This window comes from Xanthomonas sp. 3793 (genome assembly GCF_024806835.1).
In the GTDB taxonomy this organism is placed as follows: domain Bacteria; phylum Pseudomonadota; class Gammaproteobacteria; order Xanthomonadales; family Xanthomonadaceae; genus Xanthomonas; species Xanthomonas arboricola_F.
In genome coordinates, this window is sequence record NZ_JANTYU010000001.1 from 1,373,378 (window position 1) to 1,385,643 (window position 12,266).

Sequence of the window (12,266 nt, forward strand, 5' to 3'; positions counted from 1 at the left end):
GTTTCGCGTTTGGCGGTAGCAACCAGCAATGCAACCAGTGCAATCGGGATTGCTCGCCACCACCACGCGCACCCGATCAAGGCTTGCACCGTTTTCCCAGCGTCATGCTGCACGGAGCAGCAGCGCCACACGACCGATGGACAGGGGCATCGGTCGCCCACGGCGGCAACGGCGCTCACGCCGTTGCCGGCGCCGGAACCATTGCGTGCATGAGGCACGCATCAGCGCCGCAGCACGCGGCATTGCGATCGATGCATCGCAGGCCACCCAACGCCGATCGCGGCGCCAGGCAGCCCGTTTCAGTACCGGTTTTCCCACCGCCCTGTCGAACGAGAGCTGCCATGACTGCGACATCCGCTGCACCGTTGGTGATCCTCACCCATGTCTGCCACCCGGCCATCACCGACGGCTTCCTGCCGGCCGCGCACGCGCAAGGCGTCCCGGTGTGGCTGCTGACCGACCATCGCCTCGATCACCTTGCCTACTTCCACGACCATCCGGCGCATGCGCCACAGCGGGTGATCGAATGCGACGTGTTCAATCCGCTGGGGGTGCTCGATGCGCTGCACGACACCGGCGTGCAACCGCGCGCGGTGTTCAGCAACAGCGATCATCTGCAGACCAGCACTGCGCTGGTCGCCGCGGGTCTTGGCCTGCCCGGCAAGGATTGGCAGGTCTGCTACGCGGCCAAGAACAAGGCGGCGATGCGTCAGCGCCTGCGCGCGCGCGCACTGCCATCGCCGTGGTTCTGCACGCTGGCGCCGGGCGCTGCATTGCCAGCAGACATTCCGTGGCCGGTGGTGGCAAAACCGCGCGAGGGCGTGGCCAGTCTGGACGTGCGCCACTGCGCCGATGACGCGCAGTTGCAGGCCTATCTGCACGATCTATGGCAGCGCAACCCACAGCGCACCGTGCTGCTGGAAGGCATGTTGCACGGCCCGCTGTTCACCCTGGAGACCCTTGGCGACGGCAACGCGCTGCACGCCATCGGTGGCTTCAAGGTGCGGCTGTCGCCGCCGCCGCACTTCGTCGAATGCGAGGCGCAGTGGGATGCGCAGGTGCATACCCCGGTGATTGCACAGGCCCTGCAGCAGCTGCGCGCCTTCGGTGTCGGGTTCGGGCTGTGCCATAGCGAATTCGTCCTCACCGCCGACGGCCCGGTGCTGGTGGAGATCAACTATCGCAGCATCGGCGACCGCCGCGAATTCCTGCTCGATGGCATGTTCGGCGGGCAATGGTTTTCCGCCGCGCTGGCGCCGCACCTGGGCCAGCCGTTGCCGCAGCTGCGCAGCGACCGCGCGCATGCGCTGCTGCGCTACTACGTGGCCGAGCGCGACGGCGAGCTGGTCACCGCCAGCGAAGACCGCCGTCATCACGATGCGCACAGCGATGTGCACTACCGGCGCATGCGTGCACCGGGCGAGCGCATCCAGCTGAGCCATTCCAACAAGGATTACCTGGGCGTGTTGAGCGCCGTGGCCAGCGATGCGCAGACGCTGCAACAGGCCGTGGTGCATGCCGAAGCGGGCCTGCACTGGCGCATCGACAGCGCGCAGGTGCGCGCATGAGCAGCGCCGCCGATCAGCGCTACATCACCACCCGCATCATCGATGCCTGCCTGCGCGAGGACCTGCGCGCGATCGTCAGCCGTGGCACGCCCGCCACGCCCGCCCCCGGCGTGTTGGCCGCGTGGAGCGACCCCACCCCGGTGGAAGGCTGGTGGCGCATCGCGCATCTGCCAAACGGAACGCTATGGCTGCCGATCCATCGACACGGCGTGCTGCAGTACATCAGCGCCTGCGGCGATCGCTGGATCGTGCAGACCGCCGACGCTGCGCAGGTCGAACACGGCGCGCATGCGTGGCTGCACCGCATGAGTGCCGAGTTGGATGCGCAAACCCGGCAACTGCATCGCGCCTATGCCGACGAAGCCGACTGCGCCGCCGCGCACCGCGGTCTTGCGCAACAGGCGTATGCCGCGCAGGCACCGGCCTTGGCGCATGCGCTACAGCACGAAGAGGCGGCCGAGCGCGCATACCGCTGCGACCAGCTGGCCAGCTACCGCGATCATCCGTTCTACCCCACTGCACGCGCAAAGGCAGGGCTGGAAGCAGACGAACTGCGCCACTATGCACCGGAATTTGCGCCCACCTTCGCGCTGCGTTGGCTGGCGATTCCGCGCACACTGGCCAGTTGCACCAGCGCGCCGCCGGACGCGTTATGGCCGGACTTGGCCACCCTGGGGCTGCCGCCCGCGCTTGCCACGACGCACATCGCCTGGCCGGTGCATCCGCTGGTCTGGGAACGCCTGGAGCAACCAGGCTTTGCGCTTCCACCCGGCACGCTGCGCGCACCGCAGGCCTGGCTGGAAGTCCGCCCCACCTTGTCGGTGCGCACGCTGGTGCCGCTGCGGCATCCGCACCTGCATCTCAAGCTGCCGATCCCGATGCGCACGCTGGGCGCATTGAACCTGCGCCTGATCAAACCCTCCACGTTGTACGACGGGCACTGGCTGGAGCGCGCGCTACGCCGTATCGACGCGCACGATGGCGCATTGCAGGGACGTTGCGTGTTCGTGGACGAGTCGCATGGCGGGCATGTCGGCGACACCCGGCACCTGGCCTATCTGGTGCGACGCTATCCCCCGCTGGATGACACCACGCTGGTCCCGGTGGCCGCGCTGTGCGCGCCGATGCCCGATGGCCGGCCGATGGCGCTGCATCTGGCCGAACGCTTCGCGCACGGCGACGTGCAGGCCTGGTGGCGCGAGTACACCGAGTTGCTGCTCGCGGTGCATCTGCGGCTGTGGCTGCGCTACGGCATTGCGCTGGAAGCCAATCAACAGAACAGCGTGCTGGTCTATGCGCACGGTCAACGCACGCGTCTGTTGATGAAGGACAACGACGCCGCGCGCATCGCCATGCCGCAATTGCGTGCGCAGCTGCCGGATATCGACACGCTGGGTGCGCTGCAGGACCCACGGATCGCAGTGGACGATGCACACGCGCTGGCGCAGATGTTCTGCACCATCGTGCTGCAGCTGGACCTGCAGGCGGTCCTGGACGGCCTGGCCGACTGGCAACCAGCCTTGCGCGCGCCGCTGGCGGCGCAACTGCAGGACCAGGTCGCGCCGACGCTGGCAGCGCTGGATGCCGATGGCATCGATACCGCGCCCGCGCGGCGCCTGCTGGCCGCGCCGCGGTTGCCGGTGAAATACCTGCTCAGCGCCGGCAGCCTGCTCAGCAAGCAGCTCACCGGCGCCTCCGACATCAACAAATTCTACGGCGACAGTGCGCCCAATCCGTTCGGCACGGCGTTTGTCCAGGCACAGACACAACCGCAGCCGCGTCGCCACGCCGGTGGTCAGCGATGAAGCGCGTCCTCGGCCCGGTGCTGGCCGCCCACTATCTGGCGGCCTTCACCGCCCTGGGCATGCCGCTGTTCTTGCCGCAGGTCTTGGCGGAGCTGGCGCCGAGCGCAGCAATCGGCTGGAGCGGCGTGCTCTACGTCTTGCCCACCTTGTGCACTGCGTTGACGGCAAGCAGCTGGGGCAGGCTGGCCGATCGCTATGGACGCAAACGCTCGCTGCTGCGCGCGCAACTGGGGCTGGCGCTGGGCTTTGCGATTGCCGGCTTTGCACCGTCGCTGAGCTGGCTGGTGCTCGGCCTGATCGTGCAAGGTACCTGCGGCGGCTCGCTGGCGGCGGCCAATGCGTATCTGGCCAGCCAACCGCAGGCCGGCCCGCTGGCGCGCGCGCTGGACTGGACGCAGTATTCGGCGCGGCTGGCGATGGTCAGCGCACCGGCGTTGCTGGGGCTGGCGCTTACCCTGGGCCCGGCGCAATCGCTTTACCGCGCGCTCGCACTCCTGCCATTACTGGCCTTCGCGTTGACGTGGCGGTTGCCGGCGGATCAGCCCATCAGACGTCCAGGCCCGAAAGCGCAATCGTCGTCGGGCACCGAACCTGCAACACGTCCACCGGCCTCCACCGCATCGTTGTGGCCGGCCTTGTTGATCGCGCAGTTTCTGTTCTGCTTTGCGATGGTGGTGACGTTTCCGTATTTCATTCCCTACGCACTCGAACGCGGTGCCGGGCACGACGCGCTGGCCGGCCTGCTCTACAGCCTGCCGCATCTGGTCTACCTGGTGGTATTGCCGTGGTGGCGGCGCGGCGCTGGCGAGGCGTGGCTGATCCCGGGGTTGCTGATGTTTGCGCTGGCCTGCCTGTGGCAGGCGCTGTTGCACGACGCCATCGGGCTGGCGGTGGCGCGGCTGTTGTTCGGCGTCGGCATGTTGTTCGGCCTGCGCGGGCTCAATCGCAGCCTGGCCCTGGCCGCCAGCGGCCACGATGCCGGCCGCCTGTTCGGCCGTTTCGATGCCTGCGGCAAGTGGGCCGGCGTGGCCGCTGGCGCCGCCGCCGGTGCGCTGGCCCAGGCGGCCGGCCCCGCACTCCCTTTCCTGGCCGCCGCCGTCGCTGCGGCTGGCGCTGCGCTCACCGTTGCGGTGCGCTTTCCCTCGAGGAGAACTGCCGATGTCGCTGCACACGATGCATGACCCCTGGTACGACAGCATGGCCGACGCGCAGGCCTGCAGTTGCTGGTTGAACTGCTACCTGCGCGAGTTCGCCATCCCGCAACGCGCAGTCGATTTCGATTACCGCGGGCTGGATCGCCCCGGGCCGCGCGTGGCCGAGCAGCGTTGGCTGCGCATCGATCTCGGCGATAGCGGCGCGATCTGCGTGCGCATCGCCTACGCAGACCGCTTGGGACGTTGCCGCTTCGCCTCCACGCCGTTTCTCAAAGGCGCCGGGCAAGCGTGGCAGGCGCTCGATGCGCATGCGCTGGCGCGCTGCCTGTTGCAGTCGCTGGGCAGCACGCAGGCGGTCAACCCGGAGTTGCTTACGCAAAGCGCCAACAGCGTGGCAATCACCGCAGCGATCCTGCGCAAGGCGCAGCGCGGCGCACCCACCGGCGATGCGATGATCGATGCCGAGCAATCGATGCTGTGGGGTCATGCCCTGCACCCCACACCGAAGAGCCGCGAAGGCATCGCGCTCGAGCACGTACTCGCCTGCGCACCGGAAGCGCGTGCGGCGTTCCAGTTGTTCTGGTTCCGCATCGACCCACGGCTGCTGCGCGTGCAAGGCAAGGACGTGCGCGCCAGCCTGAGGCAGCTGTCCGGCAGCGACGATCTCTACCCCTGCCATCCGTGGGAGGCGCAACGGCTGCTCGACGATCCGCTGCTGCGCACCTTGCAGGCACGCGGTTGGATCACGCCGGTCGGCCTGCGCGGCGATGCACTGCGGCCCACCTCATCGGTGCGGACGCTGTACCACCCGCAGCTGGATTACTTTCTCAAATGTTCCGTGCATGTGCGGCTGACCAATTGCGTCCGCAAGAATGCCTGGTACGAACTGGAAAGTGCGGTGGCGCTCACCAACCTGCTGGCGCCGAGCTGGCAGGCACTGGCAGCGCAGGTCCCTGGCTTCGACGTGATGCTGGAGCCGGCGGCCACCTCGCTGGACGTCGCGCAGGTCGACCGCGCCCTGCACGATGCCGATCCGCAGGCAGCACGCGCATTGTCCGAAAGCTTCGGCATCCTGTATCGCACGACCATTCCTGCCACGCAACGCGCACGTTGGCAGCCACAGGTGGCCGCCGCCCTGTTTACCTGCGATGCACAGGGCAACAGCGTCTGCGCCCAGCGATTGCAGAGGCTGGGCAGCATGCAGCTGGACCGCCACACGACCACGTTACGGTGGTTCCGCGCCTATGCGGGCCTGTTGCTGGATGGGGTGTGGAGCGCGCTGTTCCAGCATGGCATCGCGCTGGAGCCGCATCTGCAGAACACCGTGATCGGCTTTGCCGACGGCTGGCCGACTCGCGTATGGATCCGCGATCTGGAAGGCACCAAATTGCTGGCCCACCACTGGCCGGAAGCTCGCCTGCGCGGCGTGGGCGAACGTGCGCGACAATCGCTGTACTACACGCCGGAGCAGGGCTGGAACCGCGTCGCCTACTGCGCCCTGGTGAACAACCTGGCCGAAGCCATCTTCCATCTGACCGAAGGCGACGGCGTGCTGGAAATGCGGCTGTGGCAGTGCGTGGGCGAGCTCGCCGCCGGTTGGCAACAACGCCACAGCGCACAACCGGCGCTGCAGGGCCTGATCGACGGCGCCCCGCTGCCGGGCAAGAACAATCTCGGTACGCGCCTGCTGCAACGGGCCGATCGTCAATCCGACTACACGCCATTGCCCAACCCGATTGCGCACATCACCACGGCACGACAGGTGGCCGCATGAGCCTGCGTATCGACACCGCCGCGGTCATCCACGCATTGCCGCAGCTGCGTGCGGGCAGCGATGGCCCGCTCTGTGCGTATCTCTACGATCTGGAGGCACTGCACGCGCATGCGGCATGGATGCGCGCGCAGCTGCCGGCGCAGTGCGAGCTGTTCTATGCGGCCAAAGCCAATGCGGAACCGCAGATCCTGCAGACGCTTGCGCCGCACGTGGATGGATTTGAAGCCGCCTCCGGCGGCGAACTGGCCTGGCTGCATGCGCAGCAACCGCAGGCAGCGCTGCTGTTCGGCGGGCCGGGAAAACTCGACAGCGAGCTGGCCCAGGCCGCCGCGCTGCCCGACTGCACCGTGCACGTGGAAAGCATCGGCGAGCTGCAACGGCTGGCCACCATTGCGGCACACGCCGGCCGCCGCGTCCCGGTGTTCTTGCGCATGAACATCGACGTGCCCGGCGCACAGAGCACGCGATTGATGATGGGCGGGCAGCCCTCGCCGTTCGGTCTGGACCCGCAGGACCTGGACGCTGCCATGCAGCTGCTGCGTGCCAGCCCGTCGCTGCGGCTGGAGGGATTTCATTTCCATCTGATGTCGCATCAACGCGATGCCGGTGCGCAGCTGCATCTGGTTGCCGCGTACCTGCGCATCGTCCAGCAATGGCGGCAGACCTATGCGCTTGGGCCGCTGTGGGTCAATGCGGGCGGTGGCTTCGGCGTGGACTATCTGGCGCCGCAGTCCTCGTTCGACTGGGCCGGCTTCTGCGCCGGGTTGCCAGCGCTGCTGCGCGAGCACGGCAGTGCGTTGCGCCTGCGGCTGGAGCCCGGCCGCTATGTCAGCGCCAGCTGCGGCTGGTACCTGATGGAGGTGCTGGATATCAAGCGCAGCCACGGCCAGTGGTTCGCGATCGCACGCGGCGGCACCCACCATTTCCGCACCCCGGCCGCGCAGGCCCACGACCACCCCTTCCGCGTGCTGCGCGGCACCTGCGCTCCGGTGATCACCGACACGCAGGTCACCCTGGTCGGCCAGCTGTGTACGCCCAAGGACGTGCTGTCACGCCAGCAACCGGTGGCCGCGCTCGCACCCGGCGATTGTCTGGCCTTCCCGCTGGCCGGCGCCTATGCGTGGAATATTTCGCACCAGCAGTTCCTGATGCACCCGCCGCCGCAGCGGGTGTTTCTAAAGGAGGGGCATTGACTTACCGATTGCGGACGAACAAAGCTTAAGCCTGGGTCAGCAGGCTCACATGCAGATGTGCTGTTGCCGTAAATTCCTGAGGTGACTTGAATTAGCTGTGGAGAAATTTCGTAGAAGTTAGCCAAGCGGATCTCTGCCCATTGGCAATTCTCCTAGGGAAGGTCTGAATAACCCACCAAACCTCTCAAATTCCAGACTTTGCATGTCAGTGACGAGCAACATGTCGCGTTTGGGGCGATTTCTGCCACTTTCTAGCGGCTTTAGCTGCCGCCAGGCAGCATTACCCCGGGCCGGCAGCAGTTGCCGGCGCACCATCCATCAGTTGGCCTCTGGCTCGGCTCTTGCCTGTGCCCTCAGACCCCGGCCAAGGATGAGATCGCGGCATGACTGAGTTAGACCCGCACCATCGTATAGGTCTGACCGGCCCTCGGGCCGGTTCTATTTCCTCGGTGATCGCCTGATCACTCCCCGAAGGTTGCGAGCTGCTCCCGGAAGATTTGGCCTGGCTGTCGCTCACCGCCTGCCAAGCGCAGGAATGGCGCCGGATGCCGGAAGCTGCACGCTCGGAACCGTTGCTCAACCGCGCCGCGCTTGAACTCGGCACTGAACTTCCTATGCTTTGACACGAATACTCATCATGGCCTGAATCGACCTTCTTGTCAGTTTCCGTGAAAACGGGGTAGAACCCCACTGCAATCCTGGAAGGCTAAGCTATGGCCCGTAGCCGCTTGCATAGGGTCACGACAAGAATTGCACGAAACCGTATGTCAAGGACCAACGAATGGAGAACGATTTCAGATGAAGAATTGGCTGATCGGCTTAGTAGTCACCATGGCATGGACTAGCCCCTGCGTTGCTCAAATCGCCCCTGAGTTGCTCGGAGGCGCGGATCCGGATAAGCCGATGTTCAGCGAATCCTTCTACAAAGGGGTTGAGGGTAATTGGGTGCTGGTACGCGAACCCGTCAACACCGGTTACCACTGCTCGGTTAATTTCATCACGCCAGATTCCACCTTGTCGCTTCGCGGTCCCGCCGACGCCGGGATGGCGAAAAAGGGTCATGGCAGTCTTTGGCTCATCAGCGAGGCAATCCCCCCGGTGACAAAGGCCGAGATCGCTCCGATCACGTTGTTATCTACCAACCACCCTACGCAGAATGTTCAGGCCGCCCATGTGAGCATGCCTGGCCAGAGCAATGGGGCGTTACTGCTGACCATCGACGTGCAGAAATCGGTGCAGGAAAAGCCGGACAGTAATGAGCTCGCCATCCAGCTTCAGGGGAAAGAGGTATTCCGGTCAAAAGTTGTCCAGTTGCAACTGGCGTATCGCCAGCTTTCGGCTTGCATGAGCGCGGCTCGAAAATAGACCATGGTTTCAGCCGTTTGGCACGTTCAAGATGTCGGTGCAGGCGCGACGCATCCCTCTTGTGTCGCCACTTGACTCAACGAAGATATTCACATCGGCAACCCTCAGCATCCCGGCGCTGTCCGGGATCAGCACATAGCGGACGTTGCAACTTTTATAACCGCCGCCATCGTAAGTCGCGCCGGTCACGAGATTCTGCCACATGACGCGATTGTCAAAAGCCTGCCCATAAGAGAGCGTCCGCGCGATCCCGGCCTGACGGACAGCCGGGTTGCCGTTCGCGGCGACGACCTCTTGCTCAGTCTTACCCACCCACACCTGGATCAGGAGCGATTCACTACGCGTTAAACGCCTTTTTTCACGGTATTCAGCGGCGATCTGAATAAAATCCTGATCGGCCTTCATCGCCGCCAGATTGCCCTGCACCGTCCCCTGCGCTTCGGTTACTTGTTGCTGCATTTGGGCCAATTTTGCCGTGAGCGCTGCCGATTCTGCTGGCGTCAGCTTGCGGCCGCCATTGATCGCGGGCTTCGGCACGTCAGACCACAGCGTTTCCCAGGTAAAATCGGCAAGCGAACTCATCGACAGTCCGGCGGGGACCAGTTCCAGTCCATTCAAGCCACTGGCTGCCAGTTTCGCTCGCAATGTATCGGACTTAACCACACGATCGACCGCCGCAGCTTGTTTGGCATCGCCAATGCTGGCACTGTTGCAGGCTACATTCCATGCCTGTCGCATCGTGTAGCTGGTCGTGCTTTGCCAATCGGTGGGCTGGAGATCAATGATCGCCGGATCCTGTTTCATGGTCTTTGCGCCGCTGGCCACCCGGAATTCTACGGAATCCGGCGTGTCCAATATGCCGGTTGAATCAGCCTTGTGCTTTGGTGCGCCACGGCCGCGCCGAATCGACTTGGGGCATTTGAACTGAAGTTGATATTCCAACCATAGGGGTTGGTCGACCGCTTCATAGACCATCGTCAAATCAATCTGAATGACACGGTTTGAGTCAGGATTTGCGAGATCATCATTGATCGGTGTGTAGTCCATAATTGCGTCACTGGCGTAGACGTTGACACGCTTTCCGGCTGCACCTTGCATATCGATCAGAAACTTGCTGGCCCCGACTTGCGTTGCGATGGCCATAATGCCCGCGCCGATTACGAGTTTTGTGATTTGTCGTGTCATGAGCGCTTCCTTACCCGTTATGTCAACTCGCGCTCTACCGCGCACGTATGTTACTGATATCAAGACGTTCTCAAAATTTGAGTACGCAATTTTGAAGCTTCTTCCGGAACCAGCCGCCTCCAGGTCGATTGTGCTGCAGCGACATCGGAAATGCTAAGCCTTGTTGCGGAACGCCCTCGTTAGGCTTGTGGACCAAGCGCGGAACGTCTCTAACTGCCGGGAAGCCACGAGCGACACCGGTGTTGCACCTGCGCCGGAGAACGCAGCAGGCAACGCACGCTGGCGGATGCCGATGGTCGCAGCGCCCACGGCCGCTGCGCAGGCGCAGACGATGCGCGGGCCGGGGTCCATCCGTCGGGAGGACGATTGCGTCAGCTGCAGCGCCTGCCTGTTCAACCCGACCACAGCGCCAGAGCCACCAGCAGCGCAGCTTCGGTCAGTTCCACTAGTGCGCCGCAGGTATCGCCCGTCATGCCGCCCAGCCGCTGCAGGCAGGCGCGGCGCCAGAGTGCGAACACCAGTGCGGAGATGCCGACGCACAACGCCGCGGTGGCCAGCCCGGCAACGATGCACGCTGCATCTGGTTGCCGCGTACCTGCGCATCGTCCAGCAATGGCGGCAGACCTATGCGCTTGGGCCGCTGCGGGTAAACGCGGGCGGCGGCTTCGGCGTGGATTATCTGGCGCCGCAGTCCTCGTTCGACTGGGCCGCCTTCTGCGCCGGGCTGCCCGCGCTGCTGCGCGAGCACGGCAGTGCGTTACGCCTGCGCCTGGAGCCGGGCCGCTACGTCAGCGCCAGCTGCGGCTGGTACCTGATGGAGGTGCTGGATATCAAGCGCAGCCACGGCCAGTGGTTCGCGATCGCACGCGGCGGCACCCACCATTTCCGCACCCCGGCCGCGCAGGCCCACGACCACCCCTTCCGCGTGCTGCGCGGCACCCGCGCTCCGGTGATCAGCGACACGCCGGTGACGCTGGTCGGCCAGTTATGCACCCCCAAGGACGTGCTGGCGCGCAACCAGCCCGTCGCCGCACTGGCAGCAGGCGACTGCATCGCCTTCCCGCTGGCCGGTGCGTACGCATGGAATATTTCGCACCAGCAGTTTTTGATGCATCCGCCGCCGCAGAAGATGTTTTTGCCGGTGATCGACTGAAGACGACCTCACGAAGGCATCGATGTTGCGCTTGCAGCTGTTCCACGCGCAGGCAACAGCTTGCACAACCGCTCCGCACGCTCGCAGATCAGCCGCGCGCGGCGCGGCATGCGTACCCTCAACCACGCGTTTCGATCGCCACTACCGGCACCCGGATATCGGCGCGCAGGATCGCCTCGGGCGTTTCTTCCGGGTCGTCCAGATACAGGTAATGCAGCGGTGCATCGCGCAGCACATAACCGCTGTCGGGCAGCCAGGCGGCCAGCAGCTGGTCCAGCGCATCTTCCAGCCCGGCATACGAACCGACATGGCGCAGGACGGCGTGCGGCCCGCCATCCAGACGACGCAGCTGCAAGGGCGCTGCGGGCGTGACCGCCACGTCGAAGCCCACGCCGCATTCGAACAGATGCGCGTGCGCGGGAACGTCACGGTGATCGCTCAGCGGCAATCCCACCAGGGACTGCAGGCTGTCGACGATGCCGGTGTGCGCCGCCCAGGCTACGATCCGGCCGAAGCCGCGATCCAGATCGTCGAACGCGCCGCGCTTGTGCAGTACCACCAGTTCGAACGGCTCCAGCGTCTGCACGCTGACCTGCAGCGGCGCTGACGGACGCTGTGCCCCGGCTGCCGGCGCAGATAACTGCTGCAACTTGCTGGCCCGCAATGCCGGTGTCGAGCGCAAGACGGTGGGACTGGCCTGCAGCGCGCTGCGGCAGGCACGCGCCAGCGCCTGTGGCGTCTGGTAACCGACCGCGAGTGCAACCGCAGTCACCGACGCCTCTGCGCTGCCCAACAAATGCAGGGCCTGGCTCAACCGCAAGCGCGCCACGGTCTGGCCCACGGTCTCACCGGTCAGGGCGCGATAGACCCGATGAAAGTGATACGGCGATTGATGCGCGATGGCGGCCAACTCGGCCAGATCCGGCAAGGCAGCGCCGTTGCGAATGCTGGCCTGCAGATGCGCAATGACGCGCTCCACGCCCCGTTGCCAACTGGTGACTGCTGAGTCTGCTGCATGCATGGTCTTGGCTCCCTGGTGACGGCATCAGCATCGCCTGCATCGGCTGCC

General features: G+C 65.2%; 8 protein-coding genes and 2 pseudogenes. 7 read left to right on the top strand and 3 right to left on the bottom strand.

Annotated elements, in window-relative coordinates:
* Positions 1–341: 341 nt before the first annotated feature.
* From FHY18_RS05695 to FHY18_RS05720, 6 genes are all read left to right on the top strand, one after another.
* Positions 342–1,568, top strand: coding sequence for a siderophore biosynthesis protein PvsA (locus tag FHY18_RS05695; protein WP_259152298.1), 1,227 nt, complete (start codon positions 342–344; stop codon positions 1,566–1,568).
* A complete protein-coding gene (locus tag FHY18_RS05700; protein ID WP_259152299.1) occupies positions 1,565–3,373 on the top strand; it encodes an IucA/IucC family protein in 1,809 nt (602 codons plus the stop codon). The genes FHY18_RS05695 and FHY18_RS05700 overlap by 4 nt, the downstream gene beginning before the upstream one ends.
* Positions 3,370–4,554: an MFS transporter gene (locus FHY18_RS05705; RefSeq protein WP_259152300.1), complete on the top strand. Its 1,185-nt coding sequence runs from the start codon at positions 3,370–3,372 to the stop codon at positions 4,552–4,554. Before FHY18_RS05700 ends, FHY18_RS05705 begins: the two co-directional genes overlap by 4 nt.
* Complete coding sequence (locus FHY18_RS05710) at positions 4,532–6,301, top strand: IucA/IucC family protein (protein ID WP_259152302.1); 1,770 nt, start codon at positions 4,532–4,534, stop codon at positions 6,299–6,301. Before FHY18_RS05705 ends, FHY18_RS05710 begins: the two co-directional genes overlap by 23 nt.
* Entirely contained in the window at positions 6,298–7,494 is a 1,197-nt protein-coding gene (locus FHY18_RS05715; RefSeq protein ID WP_259152304.1) for a type III PLP-dependent enzyme, read from the top strand. The genes FHY18_RS05710 and FHY18_RS05715 overlap by 4 nt, the downstream gene beginning before the upstream one ends.
* 798 nt (positions 7,495–8,292) lie before the next feature.
* The gene (locus tag FHY18_RS05720; RefSeq protein ID WP_259152306.1) at positions 8,293–8,859 is read left to right on the top strand and encodes a hypothetical protein; all 567 of its coding nucleotides are present in this window, start codon (positions 8,293–8,295) and stop codon (positions 8,857–8,859) included.
* Positions 8,860–8,868: 9 nt separating this feature from the next.
* On the opposite strand, the gene FHY18_RS05725 is transcribed toward FHY18_RS05720, so the two are convergent.
* Entirely contained in the window at positions 8,869–10,005 is a 1,137-nt protein-coding gene (locus FHY18_RS05725; RefSeq protein ID WP_259152558.1) for a hypothetical protein, read from the bottom strand.
* A gap of 431 nt (positions 10,006–10,436) precedes the next feature.
* Positions 10,437–10,616 (bottom strand): annotated as a pseudogene (locus FHY18_RS05730) (adenosylcobinamide-GDP ribazoletransferase); the annotation flags it as partial.
* 2 nt (positions 10,617–10,618) lie between these two features.
* On the opposite strand from FHY18_RS05730, the pseudogene FHY18_RS05735 reads away from it, so the two are divergent.
* Positions 10,619–11,197 (top strand): annotated as a pseudogene (locus tag FHY18_RS05735) (siderophore biosynthesis PLP-dependent protein); the annotation flags it as partial.
* 118 nt (positions 11,198–11,315) lie between these two features.
* Here FHY18_RS05735 and FHY18_RS05740 read toward each other — a convergent pair.
* On the bottom strand, positions 11,316–12,218 hold the full coding sequence (locus FHY18_RS05740; protein WP_259152307.1) for an AraC family transcriptional regulator: 903 nt from the start codon (positions 12,216–12,218) through the stop codon (positions 11,316–11,318).
* Between the last annotated feature and the right edge of the window lie 48 nt (positions 12,219–12,266).

What these genes read in the sequence shown, in the direction of transcription:
- FHY18_RS05695 (WP_259152298.1), top strand. Translation starts at nt 342, where the DNA reads ATGACTGCGACATCCGCTGCACCGTTGGTGATCCTCACCCATGTCTGC.
- FHY18_RS05700 (WP_259152299.1), top strand. Translation starts at nt 1,565, where the DNA reads ATGAGCAGCGCCGCCGATCAGCGCTACATCACCACCCGCATCATCGAT.
- FHY18_RS05705 (WP_259152300.1), top strand. Translation starts at nt 3,370, where the DNA reads ATGAAGCGCGTCCTCGGCCCGGTGCTGGCCGCCCACTATCTGGCGGCC.
- FHY18_RS05710 (WP_259152302.1), top strand. Translation starts at nt 4,532, where the DNA reads ATGTCGCTGCACACGATGCATGACCCCTGGTACGACAGCATGGCCGAC.
- FHY18_RS05715 (WP_259152304.1), top strand. Translation starts at nt 6,298, where the DNA reads ATGAGCCTGCGTATCGACACCGCCGCGGTCATCCACGCATTGCCGCAG.
- FHY18_RS05720 (WP_259152306.1), top strand. Translation starts at nt 8,293, where the DNA reads ATGAAGAATTGGCTGATCGGCTTAGTAGTCACCATGGCATGGACTAGC.
- FHY18_RS05740 (WP_259152307.1), bottom strand. Translation starts at nt 12,218, where the DNA reads ATGCATGCAGCAGACTCAGCAGTCACCAGTTGGCAACGGGGCGTGGAG.